This is a genomic window from Pseudomonas sp. IT-P260, assembly GCF_949768395.1.
Classification (GTDB): Bacteria; Pseudomonadota; Gammaproteobacteria; order Pseudomonadales; family Pseudomonadaceae; genus Aquipseudomonas; species Aquipseudomonas parakoreensis.
This window is the reverse complement of sequence record NZ_CATKPO010000042.1, coordinates 18,430-34,967: the sequence shown is the minus strand read 5'-3', so window position 1 is coordinate 34,967 and position 16,538 is coordinate 18,430. Positions and strand designations below refer to the sequence as shown.

General features: G+C 61.9%; 18 protein-coding genes. 6 read left to right on the top strand and 12 right to left on the bottom strand.

The genetic code is table 11. From position 1 onward, the window contains the following. Positions 1–153: 153 nt before the first annotated feature. Positions 154–978, top strand: a complete 825-nt coding sequence (locus ACM6HV_RS23070) for an alpha/beta fold hydrolase (protein WP_414905376.1) — start codon at positions 154–156, stop codon at positions 976–978. A gap of 85 nt (positions 979–1,063) precedes the next feature. Here the strand turns inward: ACM6HV_RS23070 and dsbG are convergent, their stop codons facing one another. The 4 genes from dsbG to ACM6HV_RS23050 form a co-directional block, all read right to left on the bottom strand. Further along, positions 1,064–1,834 (bottom strand): thiol:disulfide interchange protein DsbG, encoded by a 771-nt coding sequence (gene dsbG, locus ACM6HV_RS23065; RefSeq protein ID WP_095668687.1) that lies wholly within the window; start codon positions 1,832–1,834, stop codon positions 1,064–1,066. After that, entirely contained in the window at positions 1,810–2,679 is an 870-nt protein-coding gene (locus ACM6HV_RS23060) for a prolipoprotein diacylglyceryl transferase family protein (protein ID WP_414905375.1), read from the bottom strand. Before ACM6HV_RS23060 ends, dsbG begins: the two co-directional genes overlap by 25 nt. Next, positions 2,680–4,413, bottom strand: a complete 1,734-nt coding sequence (dsbD, locus tag ACM6HV_RS23055; RefSeq protein ID WP_414905374.1) for a protein-disulfide reductase DsbD — start codon at positions 4,411–4,413, stop codon at positions 2,680–2,682. Between the two features lie 124 nt (positions 4,414–4,537). After that, positions 4,538–5,221, bottom strand: coding sequence for a hypothetical protein (locus ACM6HV_RS23050; RefSeq protein ID WP_145594047.1), 684 nt, complete (start codon positions 5,219–5,221; stop codon positions 4,538–4,540). A 296-nt stretch (positions 5,222–5,517) separates the two neighbouring features. Here ACM6HV_RS23050 and ACM6HV_RS23045 point away from each other — a divergent pair, with 296 nt between their 5' ends. The 5 genes from ACM6HV_RS23045 (at position 5,518) to ACM6HV_RS23025 (ending at position 10,073) form a co-directional block, all read left to right on the top strand. Continuing rightward, positions 5,518–6,198 (top strand): response regulator, encoded by a 681-nt coding sequence (locus tag ACM6HV_RS23045; RefSeq protein ID WP_007969056.1) that lies wholly within the window; start codon positions 5,518–5,520, stop codon positions 6,196–6,198. Further along, complete coding sequence (locus tag ACM6HV_RS23040) at positions 6,198–7,520, top strand: ATP-binding protein (RefSeq protein ID WP_145594046.1); 1,323 nt, start codon at positions 6,198–6,200, stop codon at positions 7,518–7,520. The genes ACM6HV_RS23045 and ACM6HV_RS23040 overlap by 1 nt, the downstream gene beginning before the upstream one ends. A 204-nt stretch (positions 7,521–7,724) precedes the next feature. Beyond that, positions 7,725–8,210: a GNAT family N-acetyltransferase gene (locus tag ACM6HV_RS23035; protein ID WP_414905373.1), complete on the top strand. Its 486-nt coding sequence runs from the start codon at positions 7,725–7,727 to the stop codon at positions 8,208–8,210. Between the two features lie 143 nt (positions 8,211–8,353). Further along, positions 8,354–9,766 carry an aspartate aminotransferase family protein gene (locus ACM6HV_RS23030; RefSeq protein WP_414905372.1) on the top strand — a complete coding sequence of 471 codons (1,413 nt, stop codon included), beginning with the start codon at positions 8,354–8,356 and terminating at the stop codon, positions 9,764–9,766. Between the two features lie 82 nt (positions 9,767–9,848). Then, positions 9,849–10,073, top strand: a complete 225-nt coding sequence (locus ACM6HV_RS23025; protein ID WP_047295362.1) for an MbtH family protein — start codon at positions 9,849–9,851, stop codon at positions 10,071–10,073. Positions 10,074–10,208: 135 nt separating this feature from the next. Here ACM6HV_RS23025 and ACM6HV_RS23020 read toward each other — a convergent pair whose 3' ends face one another. From ACM6HV_RS23020 to ACM6HV_RS22985, 8 genes are read right to left on the bottom strand one after another with little or no spacing between them, the layout of a single operon-like run. Continuing rightward, positions 10,209–11,123 carry a metal ABC transporter substrate-binding protein gene (locus ACM6HV_RS23020; RefSeq protein ID WP_414905371.1) on the bottom strand — a complete coding sequence of 305 codons (915 nt, stop codon included), beginning with the start codon at positions 11,121–11,123 and terminating at the stop codon, positions 10,209–10,211. Beyond that, complete coding sequence (locus ACM6HV_RS23015; RefSeq protein ID WP_198759972.1) at positions 11,124–12,023, bottom strand: metal ABC transporter permease; 900 nt, start codon at positions 12,021–12,023, stop codon at positions 11,124–11,126. Continuing rightward, the gene (locus tag ACM6HV_RS23010; protein WP_145594038.1) at positions 12,023–12,868 is read right to left on the bottom strand and encodes a metal ABC transporter ATP-binding protein; all 846 of its coding nucleotides are present in this window, start codon (positions 12,866–12,868) and stop codon (positions 12,023–12,025) included. Before ACM6HV_RS23010 ends, ACM6HV_RS23015 begins: the two co-directional genes overlap by 1 nt. Further along, a complete protein-coding gene (locus ACM6HV_RS23005) occupies positions 12,865–13,794 on the bottom strand; it encodes a metal ABC transporter substrate-binding protein (RefSeq protein WP_145594036.1) in 930 nt (309 codons plus the stop codon). Before ACM6HV_RS23005 ends, ACM6HV_RS23010 begins: the two co-directional genes overlap by 4 nt. A 35-nt stretch (positions 13,795–13,829) precedes the next feature. Then, complete coding sequence (locus ACM6HV_RS23000; protein WP_414905370.1) at positions 13,830–14,405, bottom strand: DUF6162 family protein; 576 nt, start codon at positions 14,403–14,405, stop codon at positions 13,830–13,832. Beyond that, positions 14,402–14,743, bottom strand: coding sequence for a hypothetical protein (locus ACM6HV_RS22995; protein WP_007965473.1), 342 nt, complete (start codon positions 14,741–14,743; stop codon positions 14,402–14,404). The genes ACM6HV_RS23000 and ACM6HV_RS22995 overlap by 4 nt, the downstream gene beginning before the upstream one ends. Further along, positions 14,740–15,282: a thiamine pyrophosphate-binding protein gene (locus ACM6HV_RS22990; RefSeq protein WP_145594030.1), complete on the bottom strand. Its 543-nt coding sequence runs from the start codon at positions 15,280–15,282 to the stop codon at positions 14,740–14,742. Before ACM6HV_RS22990 ends, ACM6HV_RS22995 begins: the two co-directional genes overlap by 4 nt. Then, positions 15,279–16,469, bottom strand: coding sequence for a PepSY-associated TM helix domain-containing protein (locus ACM6HV_RS22985; RefSeq protein WP_145594026.1), 1,191 nt, complete (start codon positions 16,467–16,469; stop codon positions 15,279–15,281). Before ACM6HV_RS22985 ends, ACM6HV_RS22990 begins: the two co-directional genes overlap by 4 nt. Between the last annotated feature and the right edge of the window lie 69 nt (positions 16,470–16,538).

Here is a 16,538-nt window from a genome sequence, read left to right as displayed (position 1 = left end):
CGCTCCCACATGGGTTTTGTGTCGATCACAGATCCCCTGTGGGAGCGAGCCTGCTCGCGATTGGGGCGGCACATTTTCAGACATTTACACGGTTGACGATCAACAACCGGCAGCTCAGTCTGCCGGTTCTCTTTTTCATCGCGGGGGTGGTCGATGCCTTTCTTCACGGTTGACGGACAAGCGCTGCACTACATTGATCAAGGCACCGGCCCGGCCGTGTTGCTGGCGGGCAGTTATCTGTGGGACACGGCCATGTGGGCGCCGCAGATCGCTGCACTGTCACCGCACTACCGGGTGATTGCGCTGGATTTGTGGGGCCATGGTGAGTCCGGGCGTTTACCCTCAGGCACCACGTCGCTGGATGACATCGCGCGGCAGGTCGAGGCCTTGCTCGATCATCTGGGTATCGACCGGGTCACGTTGATCGGACTGTCTGTCGGCGGTATGTGGGGCGTACGCCTGGCTTTGTCGGCACCGCAGCGGCTCAATGGCCTGGTGCTGATGGATACGTACGTTGGCGTGGAGCCGGAACCCACCCGCCAGTACTACTTTTCGCTGTTCAAGCAGATCGAGGAAAGCGGCGAGATCTCCGAACAGTTGCTCGACATCGTGGTACCGATCTTCTTCCGCCCGGGCATCGATCCGCAGTCGGCGCTGTATCAGGACTTCCGCGCGAAACTGGCGGCGTACACCGCGGATCGCCTGCGCGAAAGCATCGTGCCCATGGGGCGTATCACCTTCAGCCGTGAGGATCTGTTGCCGCGACTGGGTGAATTGAATGCCGCGACCACGCTGGTGCTGTGCGGCGATCAGGACAAACCGCGACCGCCGTCCGAAGCACAGGAAATGGCTGAATTGATCGGCTGCCCATGGGTGCTGGTGCCGGAGGCGGGGCATATATCCAGTCTGGAGAATGCAGAGTTTGTGAATGAGGTGTTGTTTACTTTTTTGGCTGAGCGCAAATCGCAGCGCGCCTGAGAAAAAGATCGCAGCGTGCCGCAGCTCCTACAGGGAAATGGGCTTTCTGTAGGAGCTGCCGCAGGCTGCGATCTTTTGGTCTGGCTTATTTCGGCCCGAGAATCTTCGCCAACTTGTCCGGCGAAGGCGCGCCTTGCTGCTGTTGCAGCTCACCCTTGTCATCCATATAGAAAATCGCCGGCGTCGCTTGCAGTTCCAGGTCTTCCATCAATTGCATGTTGGCGGCGAGTTTGGTCTGCACCGCTTTTGGAATGTCTTTCAAGGGCTTGAGGGTGCTGGCCTTGCCGGCTTTCTCATGGTCTTCCAGGGCTTTGGCCGGATCTTTCGCGGCCAGCAGGGCGGCGGATTTGGCCGGGCTGTCTTCGCGGATGATCCCGACCATGATGTGCCGCAGTTGCACCTTGCCGGCCTTGACCCATGGCCGCGCCTGTTCCCAGAACATGTTGCAGTACGGGCAGTTCGGATCGCTGAACAGGTACACGGTACGCGGCGCATCCTTGTTGCCGTCCTGAATCCAGTTGCTGGCTTCGAACTTGCCCCAGATTTCCTTGGCCATCGGCGCGTAGACCAGTTTTTGCAACGGTTCGCTGCTCAAGTCCTTGCCGTCGGCGTCGTACAGATTGCCGAGCAACACATGCTGGCCGTCCGGCGTCAGGTACAGCGCCATGCCACGGTTCTGGTACTGCGCCGCATAGCCGCGCAAGCCGTCCGGGGCGTCGAACTGGCCGACGATTTTTGCGCCCTTGGCTTCGATCTGCTTGATCGCGGCGGGCAATTCTTCGGCAGCCTGCACCGACGGCAGGTGCAGCAGGGCAGTGCCCAGGGTCAGCGTCAGCAGGTGGCGGAGGCGGGGCATGGCAGTTTCCTTGCAGAGGTGGCCGGTGCGGCGGTTGGATTCGGGGTGTCGAAGTTTTCCAGGGCGCGGGCCAGACTGGCGTTCGACAGTTCGCCCAGATGGCTGCTCAGCAAGCGGCCGTCAGGGCTATAGAACAGCGTAGTTGGCAGTGCCATGGAACCCACGGCCTGGCCGAGTCGGCCGCTGCGGTCGAACAGCACGTTGTTCAGGCTCAGGCCCTGGGTTTCAAGAAAAGTCGCAACGCTTTGCATGCTTTCGGCTTGATTGACGAACAGAAAGGTCAGGTCCGGGCGTTGTTGTTGCGCATTTTCCAGCACTGGCATCTCGCGCCGGCACGGCGGGCACCAGGTTGCCCACAGGTTGATCACCAGCGGGCCGCCCTGATAGTCGCTGAGCTGGATGGTCTCCCCGGCGGCGTTGCGCAGGGTGATGTCCGGCAGGCGCGTGCCTTGTTCGTAGATATTCAGTGACAGGGTCGCCAACAGCCAGAACAGAACGCCACTGGCCACGCCAAAGCCCAGTGGCCGACGCAGGCCCGGTCGGCGCCAGCCGCGATAGAGAGCGGTGAGCAGCAGCACGATCACCCCCGGCCAGGCGAGAAAACCGCCATCGCGCAGGTCGATGATCTGCCACGGATCGTTGCGATAGTGGCCCCAGTACAGGGCGACAAATGCCACGCGCGCCGCGAGCATGCCCAGCAGGAACAGGCTGAACAGCGCCGACTCGGGGTTATCGCCGCCACGCTTGGCCACCCGCCAGCCGACAAAGGTCGCCAGCGCCAGGGCACTGATCAACAACAGGTGGTTAAGCGCGATGGCAAAGGTGCCGAGGGTGAACGTCAGCATTTAATTGGCGTCTCGGGTGGTGGTCCAGCGTTGCAGGAACGTCTCGGCATCGACTTCGCCGGTAATGCGCTGGCTGCGCCGCTCTTCGCCGTCGGTGCCGATCCAGACAAAACTCGGTGGCCCCGGGACTTTGTAGCGGCCAAGCAGCTCGCGGCTGGCGGCATTGTCGGCAGTGACGTCGAGGCGCAGCAGGCGCACATCGCTCAGCGCCTGCATGACCTTGTCCTTGCCAAACACCTGTTTCTCCATGACCTTGCACGACACGCACCAGTCGGCGTAGTAATCGAGCAGCACCCATTGGCCCTGCGCCTTGGCGCTATCCAGTTCGCGCTGCAGGGCCGCTGGATCCTTGATCGTGGTGAACGCGTCATGCCCGCTCGGCGTGCTGTTGGCGACCCGACCGGCGCTGTACACCTGCAACGGTTGATACGGGTCGTCACTGCCGCCAGCGGCACCGATCAGCAACAGACTGCCCCACAGACCGAGCAGCAACGAACTGGCGCCGAACACCTGGGCGACGCGGCCGAAGCCTTCCGATTGCTTCCAGGCGCAGAACGCCGCGATCAGCAGCAGCGCGCCGCACAGGCCCAGCCACAGCGACGAGTCCAGCACCGGGCGCAACATCAGCAGCGCGGTCGCGAGGAACAGGAAACCGAAGATGCCCTTGAGCAGGTTCATCCACGCCCCGGGTTTGGGCAGGAAGCGGTTGCCGACGGTCACCAACAGCAACAGCGGTACACCGATGCCGATGCCCAGCGCGAACAGAATCAAGCCACCGTGCAGCGCATTGCCGCTCTGCGCGATGTACAGCAAGGCGCCGGCCAGCGGTGCGGTCATGCACGGGCCGACCAGCAGACCGGACAACGCGCCGAGCACTCCGGCGCCGATCAGGCTGCCGCCGTTACGGCTGCGCGAAGCGTGTTCGAGGCGATCACGCAAGGCCACCGGCAATTGCAATTCGAAGAAGCCGAACATCGGCAGGGCCAACACCACGAAAATCGTCGCAAAGGCACCCAGCAGCCACGGATTTTGCAGCCACGCCTGCAGGTTGGCGCCGAGCAACGAGGCGATCACACCCATCGCGGCATACACCAGCGCCATGCAGATCACATAGCTGCTGGCCAGGGCGAAACCACGACGCGGGGTGGCGCCGCTGCCGACAATCATGCCCGCCAGAATCGGCAGCATCGGCAATGAACACGGGGTAAACGCCAGCAGCAGGCCGAGGCCGAAGAACACCAGCAGGCTCCAGCCAAGCGCCCGTTGTTGCAGGCTGCTGGCCAAGGCTTGATCCGGCGCTTCAGCACTGGCCGTTGGCGTTGCTTTGCCGCCCAGGTCAATGACCCGGGTCTGCGGCGGATAACACAGGCCGGCATCGGCGCAGCCCTGATAGCTGACCTTGATCTGACCGCTGGCCGAGGCCGGGACTTTCACTTCCAGCCCTTGGCGATACACCGGTTGTTCACCGAAGAATTCGTCACTGTGCGACTCGCCCTCGGGCAACGACGGCTGCTGCTCTGCCGACAAACCGTCGAATTTCAGGCGTTTCTGGTACAGGTAATAGCCGTCGGTGATCTGCCAGAACAGCTGGGTTTCCCCGGATTCCAGGCGTTCGGAGGTCAGCACGAAGGCTTTGTCGACCGGCAGAAACTCCGGTTTGGTCTCGAATGGATTGTTCCCGGCCTGGGCCAGGCTGGAGATCAGCAGTGCAAACAAAAGAAAAAAATGACGCATGGAGGAGCCTTGTCCCTGTGCAAGTCTGGTGCACAGTGGCGGGTGGCGATTAACCGATGATTAACCGCCCCGCACGATGTCGGATGGGCGACCCGACGCCGATTCACTGGTGCCTGCGAGTGGCTCAGTCCTTCAGCAGTCCCGGCCAGGTTGAGTCGGAGATTGTATACGGGCCAAATACTTTTTTCGCGTTCTGTTCATAACGCAGGTAGCGGTTGTCGTTCAGGAAAACATAAAAGTAAGTGTCGAAGGTCGGGTAGTCATTGGTGACGGCTGTCATCATTTGGCTTTTATATTCTTCCAGCGATGCCCAGGGCGAACCTTTTAGAGGTAATACTTCAAGGGTCTTTGAGTATAGTTCGTAGATCAGATAGTTTCCGTCATTCAACAAGAACCAGTAACTCTCTCTTTGTGCAGTGCTTTCAGCCGACATGACGCCAACGATTTTGTCGTAGTAAGGCAATATTTTTTCCCACTTTGATTTGGCGATGGGGGTTTTCGAGAGTGCCTTGTCGGTTTGTTGGCTGTACTCACAAACGGAGGGTGTTGTTCCTTCGTCATAGAACAGCCAGAGCGTGTCGACGCCACCGTTCCAGTGGATGGTCGTCGTGGTAAAGCCAAAGCGCAAGTCTGCAGCAGTCTTGTCGAAGCCTTCCCATTTGCCATCCATCGGCTTGGGGAAGCCGGAAAGTACTTTGTTATCCTCGAAGTCGAAACGGGAATAACTGTTTTTCTCCGGGAAGAAGAAATAAATGCGGTCGGGGCCGGTGCGCCAGTCAACGGCTACGAAGTTTTTTGTAATGCTCATTCATGGTTCCTTTAATAGGTTGATTTATGTTTTTAAAGTTTTGATTAGTTGTATGTAACTTGCGAAAGCGAGGTTAGTTTTTAGTTGTGGGTTTGTATAGTTTGAAGGTGTTTGATTTCATGTCGGCTAGTTTGTTTTTATGTTGGTTGAGCCATGTTCTTGCGCAAGTTGTCTGTTGACAGTTTTGAGTCCGGACCTGGCGAACAAGCGAGTCGCTGCCGTGTTGGTTGTCGCCCTGCCATAATTGCGGCTTAATCCTGTTCTGTTCGACTTGCCTTTTATTTCAGGGAACCACCATGCACGTACTGGTTTGCGAAGACGATGAGTTGATCGCCAGTGGCATCGTCGCCGGCCTGACAGCCCAAGGCTTGACGGTCGAGCACGTCAACACCGCCTCAAAAGCACGGGCGATGCTCAAGGTCGCCGAATTCGACGTGATGGTGCTCGATCTTGGCCTGCCCGACGAAGATGGCCTCAAGTTGCTGCAACAACTGCGTCAGCAGGGCCTGGAAATTCCGGTGCTGATCCTGACTGCGCGCGATTCGGTGACCGACCGGGTCGACGGCCTGCAAGCCGGGGCTGACGATTACCTGCTCAAACCCTTCGATCTGCGTGAATTGTTCGCGCGCCTGCAAACCCTGCTGCGCCGGGTCGCCGGGCGTAGCGTGAACCTGATTGAGCACGGTGCGCTGACCTACGATCCAAGCAGCCGCGAAACCACTCTGGCCGGGCAACCGGTGGATTTGTCGCGCCGCGAGCAATCGCTGTTGCAGGCGCTGTTGCACAACCGTGGCCGGGTGTTGTCCACCGAGCAGTTGAAGGACAGCGTCTACGGCTTCAATGATGAACTGGAGAGCAACGCCCTCAACGTGCATATCCACCACCTGCGCAGCAAACTCGGCAAGGGCATCGTCGAAACCGTGCGCGGTCTGGGTTATCGCCTTGGGCCGGCCGATGGTGGAGAACAACAGAAGTGATGAGCCTGCGTCTGCGCCTGAGCCTGACCCTCGGCGCCGCGTTTGCCCTGATCTGGGCCCTCGCCGCTGCCTGGATGCTCAGCGACTTGCGCAATCAGATGATGTTTTCCCTTGATCAGCGGCTGGTGGCTTCGGCGCGCATGGTCGCCGGGCTGCTGGAGCAACTGCCGGCGCTGCCGAGCAAGGGCGAGGGCACTCATTTCAGCGCCGAACAATTGAACATTCCCGGCGGCATGGCCTGTCAGGTCAGTTCGTTGCGCGGGGAGATTCTCGCGCGTAGTCACAGCAGTCCCGAGCAAACCCTGGAAGCGGAAAAAATGGGCTTCCATGACCAGATGATCGATGGCGCGCCGTGGCGCAGTTTTACCCTCGCGCGAGGCGACGTGCGGATCACCACGGCCGATCGGCAGATCGAACGCGAAGCGCTGAACATGTCGATCCTGCTGGCGGCCTCGGTGCCGGTCGGCGTGGCGTTGCTCGGTTGTCTGTGCCTGTTGTGGCTGGGCATCGGCCAGGGCTTGGCGCCGCTCAATCGCCTGCGCGAAGCCTTGATGCGGCGTAACGCCGATTCGCTGGAACCGTTGCAGTTGCAGTCGTTTCCCAGCGAACTGAAACCGTTGCTCGATACCCAGAATCAGTTGTTCCAGCGCATCGGCAAGACCATCGAACGCGAGCGTCGCCTGACCGGTGATGCCGCGCATGAATTGCGCAGCCCGCTGACCGCGATCAAGACCCACCTGCAAGTGGCCCGCATGACCGAAGGCAGTGCCCGCGATCAGTCGCTGGCGCGGGCCGAGGAGGGCGCCGACCGCATGCACCGCACGCTGGAGCAACTGCTGTTGCTGGCGCGGGTCGAGGGCAGTCTGTCGTTCGATGATGGCGTGCAGTGCAGCGCCGAGCAGGTGGCGAAACTGGCGATGCAGGATGCAGCGGGCGGTGAGCGTCAGCGCATCAAACTGCACTTGCCCAAGCAGCTCTCCAGTGCGCCGGTGCAAATGCCGGCGGTGTTGTCGATTGCCGCGTTGCGCAATTTGCTCGACAACGCCCTGCGCCATACCCCCGCGGACGCTGAGGTCGAGCTGAGCCTGGAAACCGTCGGCCAGCGCGCCCGTTTTGTGGTGCGCGACCACGGCCCGGGGATTGCGGCGGAAGATCTGCAGCACCTGACCCAACGTTTCTGGCGCAACGGCCAGAGCACCGGCTGCGGCCTCGGCCTGGCGATTGTGCAAGCCATCGTCCAGCGTTGCGCGTGCACCCTGCATTTCGACAGTCGCGCGGATGGGTTGCGCGTTGAGCTGACCATGCCGCTACAGTCTCTCTGAAAACACTTCCCACCTGTAGGAGCTGCCGCAGGCTGCGATCTTTTGATTTTGATTTTTTCAAGATCAAAAGATCGCAGCCTGCGGCAGCTCCTACAGGGGATTTGTGTTGGTCTACATCAAATGTAACTTCTCTCCATTAGTGATTCACAGTTCTCGGCGCTAAGGTCGGGGCTGCTCTGACTCAATGGATTGAGGGAACGCGCCATGCAAGCACCGATCTGCATTCGTCCAGCGAAACCTGCCGACGCCGGCCTCATCAGTCGCATCATCGAGCGTTCGATTCGCGTCGGTTGTGCGCTGGAACACCGCAACGACCCGCAGCAGGTCAACCGCTGGATTGACCGGCAATCCGCCGACATCATCAGTGCGCGCCTTGCCGACTCGCATTGCTACCTGAATATCGCCCTGCTACAGGACAAACCGGTGGGGGTCGGCATGGCCACGGCCAGCGGTGACATCGGCTTTTGTCATGTGCAGCCGGAATGGTTTCGCCGTGGCGCAGGACGTGCGCTGATGAGCGACCTGGAGGGCTGGCTGCGGATTCGTGGCGTGCCGCAGGCGTGCATCGCCAGCACCCGCAGTGGCGCGGCTTTTTATCGACATCTGGGCTATTGCGATTCGGCGCCACCCGCCAGCGATCAGGGCTTGCACCGCGTGACGCTGTACAAGCCGTTGGCATTGCCTGGCTGACAACTCGATCAAGGGTCTAAATCCTCGCCCCGCTTAAGCGTTTCCAGAACAGGAAAACCTGCATGTGCGCCCCGCGACCGGAACGCGCACCTGTGCGGTGTGCTGTTTTGGTCATTATCCATAGCGTATTGAGGGGTCGAGAGATGTCAGTCGCCACCAGCCTTATCGAAGAGTCGTCGGGGCAGATCACCGCCGCGCCGGCCGAAACCCTGTACCAGTTCAACGAGTCGCCGCTGCTGGCCCGACAGAGCCAGCAGGAATCCAATGCCCGCAGCTACCCGCGACGCATTCCGCTGGCCCTCAAACGCGCCAGGGGCTTGTACGTCGAGGATGTCGAAGGCCGTACGTTCATTGACTGCCTGGCCGGTGCCGGCACGCTGGCCTTAGGGCACAACCATCCGGTGGTGATTGAGGCGATCCAGCAAGTGCTCGCCGATGAGCTGCCGCTGCACACCCTCGACCTGACCACACCAGTGAAGGATCAATTCGTCCAGGACCTGTTCGGCCTGCTGCCGCCGGCACTGGCGGGCGAGGCGAAAATCCAGTTCTGCGGGCCGACCGGCACCGATGCGGTGGAAGCCGCGCTGAAACTGGTGCGCACCGCCACCGGGCGCAGCACGGTGTTGTCGTTCTCCGGCGGTTATCACGGCATGAGCCAGGGCGCCTTGAGCCTGATGGGCAGCCTGGGACCGAAAAAACCGCTGGGCGCGTTGCTCAGCAACGGTGTGCAATTCATGCCGTTTCCGTACGACTACCGTTGTCCATTCGGTCTCGGCGGCGCAGCCGGGATCAAAGCCAACCTGAGTTATCTGGAAAACCTGCTCAACGATCCTGAAGCCGGCGTGCAGTTGCCAGCAGCCGTGATTGTCGAGGCGGTGCAGGGCGAAGGCGGGGTGATTCCGGCTGACGTCGAGTGGCTGCGCGGTTTGCGCCGGATTACCGAGAAGGCTGGCGTGGCGCTGATCGTCGATGAGATCCAGAGCGGTTTCGCCCGTACCGGCAAAATGTTTGCCTTCGAACACGCCGGTATCGTCCCCGACGTAGTGGTGTTGTCCAAAGCCATCGGCGGCAGCCTGCCATTGGCGGTGGTGGTCTATCGCGACTGGCTCGACACCTGGCAACCGGGTGCCCACGCCGGCACCTTCCGTGGCAATCAGATGGCGATGGCCGCCGGTTCCGCGGTCATGCGTTATCTGCTTGAGCACAAGGTCTGCGAACACGCCGCCGCCATGGGCGAGCGCCTGGGCGAACACCTGCGCATCCTGCAACGCGACTTTCCGCAACTGGGCGACATTCGCGGGCGTGGCTTGATGCTCGGCGTCGAGCTGGTTGACCCGAACGGCGCACCGGATGCGCTCGGTCATCCACCCGCGTTCGCGCGTCTGGCACCGCTGGTGCAGCGCGAATGCCTCAAGCGCGGACTGATTCTCGAATTGGGCGGCCGGCATGGCGCGGTGGTGCGTTTCCTGCCGCCGCTGGTGATCACCGCCGCCGAAATCGACCGTGTCGCCGAGATCTTTGGCCGGGCCTTGGCCGCTGCCACTGCCGCTGAGTAAATTTTTCGCAGCGCCGAACGTTCTTTCTACATAACCGGCTGCACCCGGCTGCAGCCCACCCTTACAACGATGGAGAACCAGCATGACTTCAGTATTCGACCGCGAGGACATCCTTTTTCAGGTGGTGGTCAACCACGAAGAGCAATACTCGATCTGGCCGGATTACAAAGCCGTGCCGCAAGGCTGGCGCACCGTGGGCAAGAGCGGCCTGAAGAAGGAATGCCTGGCCTACATCGAAGAGGTCTGGACCGACATGCGTCCGCTGAGCCTGCGCCAGAAGATGGAAGGGCAGACGGCTGCTCAGTAATCTGACAGGCAAAAACAAACCCGCTGGACTGGTGACAGTCAGCGGGTTTTTTCATGGCCTGCAAAAGATCGCAGCCTTCGGCAGCTCCTACCTGGGGATACTGTAGGAGCTGCCGAAGGCTGCGATCTTTTGATCTTAGGCCGAAGGCCCGCCGCTCAACCCCTTGAGCAACAAATCCACATTCCCCTCCAGCTCCGCCACCGGATCCGCTGCATCGGTACTCAACACCAGCAGCTGACTCCCCGACGCAGCAATCGCCGCCTTCACCGCTTCCGATGGCTGGCGATGATGCAGCACCAGCGCCACATCGTTGTCCTTGAGCGTCGCCGTGAGTTGCCTCAACTCTTGCGGCGTCCACTCGCTATCCGGCCGTGGATCCTCGCCAACCAGCTCCAGATTCAGGCTGCCGATCAGGTAACCGAAGTGATCGCTGAGGCTCAGCACACTGAGGTTGTCAGCCTCGGCCAGGCGCGCTTCGCTGTCGGCGCTGAGCTTGAGCAGGCGCTGTTTCAATGCCGCCAGATTGGCCTCGATCTTCGGTTTGGCCGACGGCGCCAGGCGCACCAGATCCGCGGCGATCACGTCGGCCATGCGCCCCATGTTGTTGCTCGCCAGCCATGGCTGACTGTTCAAGCCATCGACCTTCAGCCCCGGCTGCACAGCGATCCCCGGCAGGGCGCCGTCCACCGGACGTGCTGCGTCGACCTCGACAATGCGAATGTTGCTGCGCCGTGCGATCGGGTACAGCGGATCATCCGCCCACAACGAGCGCACGCCGATCACCGCGTCGGCATCGCCTGCCAGTTTGCCCAGCGCCGGTGCGCCGCGACCGGTGAAGTACGCAGTCTGACGGCTGCCCGGCAGATTCGCCGGAGCTGCGCGCTCCAGGTTGACGTCAGTGCCCTTGAGCAGCACTTCGCCCAAACCGTAAGTGATGGGCAACGAGGCCAGTACGCGTAGCGGTTGAGGGTTTTCAGCCGCCAGCAACGGGCTGCCGACCACGCCGCACAGGGCCATGGCCAGGGTCAGTTTTCGCAGTGAGAAAGCCATTTATCCAAGGTTCCCTTTCAGACTCGGAACAACCCCGCGCGCGATGGCGGCGAGGGCGAAGGCGATGCCGGCGACCAGAATGATCGCGGCGCCGGACGGGATCGGCAGATCGAAGACGATCGGCGCGAGAATTCCGCACAGGGTGCTGACGGTGGCAATCAGCACCGAGCACCAGAAGAAGCCCTTGAGCGACTGGCTGAGCAAACGTGCTGCCGCCGCCGGAATGACCAGCAATGCGCCGACCAGAATCGCGCCGATGACCTTCACCGCCGCGACGGTGATCAGCGTCACCAGAATCACGAACAGGTAATCCAGAGTCTTCACCGCGACGCCGCGCACCGCCGCCAGTTGCGGGTTGAAACTGGCCAGCATGATCCGGTTGTACAAAGGCAGTGCCAACGCCATGACCAGCAAGCCGACGATGGCCAGCACCAGCAGGTCATTGCCATTGACGGTGAGCACCGAACCGAACAGCACGTTCTCCAGAATGTGCACGTTGATCTTGCCGGCCAGAATCAACAGCAGGCTCGCGCCGAGGGCCAGCGACACCGAGAGAAACACGCCGATCAGGGTGTCTGGCGCCAGACCGGTGCGGTTGCGCAGGTAATTGAGCAGGATGCCGAACAACAGGCAGTAACCGAACAGGCTGCCGTACGGCCCGGTGTAGGGTTCGCCGAGCAGAATGCCGATGGCCACGCCGGTCAGCGCCGCATGGCCGACCGCTTCGGAGAAAAACGCAAAGCGCTTGACCACCACCAGCGTGCCGAGGCCGCCGAGCACCGGACCGATCAACAGGCCGGCAAGCAGCGCGTTGACCACAAAACCGTAGGCCAGCGCTTCCGGCAGGTAACCGGACGACGCCCAGCCCTGAACCATCAAACGAAAGGCTTCGTAACTCATCAGACCGCGCTCCGAGGATGGGTGGAAAACAGACTGAGCAGACGTTCCGGGGTCAGCGCCTGTTGCGGCGTGGCGTCGAACAGCACGCGGCGGTTGAGACCGGTGACCCGATCGGCCAGACGCTTGACCGCTTCCAGATCGTGCTCGATCCACAGCACGGTGATGCCGGCGGCGCGCCAGTCGCCGAGCAGGCGTTCGAAGACCTGAATCCCGGCTTCGTCGAGCGCTGACATTGGCTCATCCAGCACCAGCAATTGCGGGGCCGGGATCAAACCTTGAGCGAGCAACACACGCTGGCGTTCGCCACCGGACAGCGCGCCCATGCGCCGCTTGCGTTTGTCCTGCATGCCGACCCGTTCCAGCGCCTCGCCGATGGTGTTGGCGTAGTGCTTGCTCAAACCGAGAAAAGCCGGCCGGCGCTGACACATCGCGGCCATGAAATCGTCGACGGTCATCGGCAGGCCACGATCGAACTCCAGCGCCTGCGGCACGTAACCGATGGTGCCGGGTTGACCGGGCCAGTGCAGGCTCAGTTGACCCTGATGCGGCATCTGCCCGAGCAGGGTCTTGATCAGCGAACTCTTGCCGCCGCCGTTGGGGCCGACCAGGGCGTGAACGTGGCCGGGTTGGACCTGGAAGCTGACGTTGTCGAGGATCGTCGTGCGCCCGAGCGTCAGAGAGACTTGCGCAAAATCCAGAGTCGGCCCCAATCCTTGTGGGAGCGAGCCTGCTCGCGAATGCAGTGTGTCATTCGATAAAGATGTTGGCTGACCCGGCGCCTTCGCGAGCAGGCTCGCTCCCACAGGGGATGGTGGGGTGTCAGAGAGGGATTCTTTTGCTGTCATGCCCCGGACTCCTGAATCGCTCGCACCACGGTGTCGAGGTTGCCGGTCATTTCCTTTTCGTACTTGTCGGCGCTGTATTCGCCGTAGGAAATGTGCGACAGCGGGTACAGCTTCACCCCGGACTCACGCTGGATGGTTTCGACGTAGGTCGAAGGGAAATCCATCTCCGAGAAAATCACCTTCACGTCGAGTTCGCGTAGTTGGTCGATGGTCTTTTTCAACTGGCTCGGGCTCGGTTCGATGCCGTGGGCCGGTTCGACCACGGCCGTCACTTCCAGACCGAATTCGCGCAGCAGATAGTCATAGGCCGCATGCACTGTGGCCACGCGCAGTTCGGCGTTCGGTGCCTCGGTCAGTTTGGCCAGGGCGTCGGCGCGCATCTGCCGCAGGCGTTTGCCATAGGCGCGGGCGTTTTGGGTATAGGTCTTGGCGTTGTCCGGATCGAGCTTGCCCAGCTCGCGGGCAATATTGTTGACCTGAGCAATCGAGGCGCTGATCGACAGGAAGGTGTGCGGGTTGACCACTTTGCCAGCGCCGCGCGCCGCGGTACCGGTGGCGGCCAGCAGCGGCACGTTTTCGTTGGCTTCGATGGTCTTGATGTTCGGCGTTTCGCTGGCGGCGATCATGCGGTCGGCGAAGTCGTCATGACCGACCCCGTTGAGCACGATCACATCCAACCCGCTGATGCGCTTGATGTCTTCGGCGCGTGGCTCGTAGGCGTGCGGGTTGAAACCGGCGGGAATCAGCGGCACCACCTCGGCCTTGTCGCCGACGATGTTCGCCACATAGCTGTAATACGGGTGCAGGGTGATACCGATGCGCAGGCGTTTGCCCGGATCGGCGCTGGCCAGCGGGCTCAGCAGGCACGCGCACAGGCTTAACAGCAGGGTGCGCAGGAGGGGACGGCGAGGCAGGGAAATAAGCATGGGCAAGCGGTCTTCTCTCGGGTGAAGGCGAAGGTTCAGTGGCGATGCTCGCGGGTCACGCCGGCATCGAACTGCGCGACGATCTGTTTCCAGCCTGCGGCGGACAGCGCGGCGTCGGTCAGGTCGGCGGGCGTCTGCAGCTCGGCGGCGCGGTTGAGCCAGATGTCCGGCGCGGCAGTGGCGTCGGCGCTCAGCCGCATCAAGAATGAACCGGCGACGGCGGGCGCGTGGCTGTGGCCGAAATAGGCGGTGTCCGCCAGCAATTGCCAGGCATGCCCGCCACGGCTGGCCGAACTGGCGTCCTGGGCGAACGGGGCGAAACCTTCTTCGGCCAGGGTCGGTGGCGTCGGCAGGCTTTGCTGTTCTGCACGCAGCAGGCGGATTTCGTCGAGGGTCACTCGCAGGTCGGCGTAGATGCCTTGCTCGGCGGCACTCAGGTCGCGCCGTGCATCGAGTTGATGGCTGGCAACCGGTTCCGGTTCATGGGACACCCCGCGCCATGCCACCACCGAGCCGGCGACGGCAAGGATCAGCAAACACAACAGCAGAACGTTAAGGGTTTCATGCCCGGCACCGGCCGGGCGGACGACTTGCGTGGTGGGCGCGCTCATGGGGCCTCGATGTCGGCTTGGTCGATTTCCACGACGTGGCCGGGGCCGGCGTCGAACAGCACGTAAAACTCGGCTGCCGGTTTCTTGAACGTCACGGTCGAGTCGGCGCCGAGCTTGCCCGGCAGCAGAATGGTTTCGTCGTAACCGATCACATCGAGGGTCACCCCCGGCGCGCCGCTGCCGTCGGAGAAGCCGCCGGTGCATTTGATCTGCTCGGCATCGACGGCTTTGCATTCGCACATCGGGTTATGGGCCAGGGCGCCGGCGCTGAAACCTGCGCAGAGCATCAGCAACGCGGCGCGCAACCGCAGGCGGGAAGGGCGTTGAACGCGGTTCATGGTTTGGCTCCTTGTTGGTTCAGCCAGGCGAGGGTGGCGGGTGAAGCCTGGCTCAGGGGAATCGAGGCCTGATGCAGGCTGCCGTCCCAGCCTTCCATGGTGATCCACAGTTCGGCATCGGCTTTGGTCTTTTCCGCCACCGGCAATTGCGCGCCCATGCGATACGGCGTGCCGAAGAAAATCACCCCGGCGGCGCGCAGGCTGCGCGGTTTGCCGATGCGCAGGTAGGTGGCCTTGACCTGTTCGACACAGGCGTCGCAGAGGGCGGCATTGAAGTCCTTCATGTAGCCGGCGGGGCCACTCAGGCGCGGCGCTTCGTTACGCAGTTCGGCCAGGCGCAGGCTCCACGGGCCGACCTGGATCTCGCCGACCTCATGCTCACCAAGGCCGACGTCACCGCGAAACAGCGCGGCATCGGCGAAGTACTTGGGCATGAACCCCAGCGGAATCAGCAGCAACAAGGCGTTCAGGTGAAAGCGCCATTTGTGCCAGAAGCGGCGCAGGGCGGACGGTGGGGCAGTGCGGTTGGACGGGCTCACAGGCTGACCTCCGCCGGTTCACGGCTGACGCGGGGGCTGCGGGCCTTTTTATTCTCGCGCTTGAGGGCGTTGGCGGTGGCCAGCGCGGTGCGCTTGGTCCAGATCAACAGGCCGCTGAGGACCATCATGCTCAGCAGCAGACCGAAGAAGAACCAGATCAGTTTGATCCACAGACCGCCGAAATCACCGGTGTGCAGCGGGCGCATCGACTCGGTGACGAACTCCAGCGAGGAACGGTCCGTCAGCAGTCGCGTGGCGGCCATGTCACCGTTGTACGGGTTGAGCGTGGCGGTCTGGAACATCAGCGGATACCAGCCGCGACCGCCAACGCTCAGGTGACTGTAGGCATTGCCCGGCAGGCTGACGAAGCTGACTTCCAGACCGGGGATGTGCTGTTCGGCGATCTGTACTGCGCGATCGAGGCTGATTCGTGGGGGAGGACTGGCGTCGTTCGACATCGGTACGCTTTCCCGGGACATGGCGGGAATGATCGGCTCGCTGCTGATGGACACCTGGTTGTCGGCCAGAATGGCCTGAATCAGAAACCAGGTGCCGGTGATCGAGATCACCGCGATGAACCAGATTGACCAGATGCCGCTCAGTCGATGGAAATCGCCCCAGAAGATCCGCGCGCCGTGGCGAAATCGCAGGGTGGGCTTGAAGAAGCCTTTCCAGAATCGTTTGTAGACCACCAACCCGGTGACCAGCGAGGCCAGCATCGGCAGGCCGAGGAATGACACCAGGTACCAGCCCCAACTGAAACCGTTGGTGAACGGCACCAGCCACCAGCCGTGCAGGGCGCGGGTGAACGCCTTGAAGTTGAAGTCCGGCGCCGGGCCTTGAATCACCCCCGTGTACGGGTTGACGTAGACCGTCTGGGTACGGCCGTCGGGGTAGCTGACCTCGACATCGAGGGCGAAGTGCGACTCGTCTGGACGGCTGATGCTTTCCACCAGCGTCTGCGGTTCGGCCTGTTTGATCGCGGCCAGCACCTGATCGTAACTGAGCCGCGGCGCATCGTCCGACGGTTGGCTGGCGCGCATCTGCGGGTTGGCCAGCCAGACGATTTCCTGGCTGACCACCGCCAGCGTGCCGGTGACACAGACGATCAGGACAAAAAACCAGATCGGCAGCGCGAGCCAGCTATGCACCAGGAACCACAGTTTGGAACGGGATTTCTTCGACATGATTGCGCGTCTTGATTTCGATGAAAGGGCACGCGGCTACGGGCTTCGCAGCGCGGGTGTCCGCAAAAA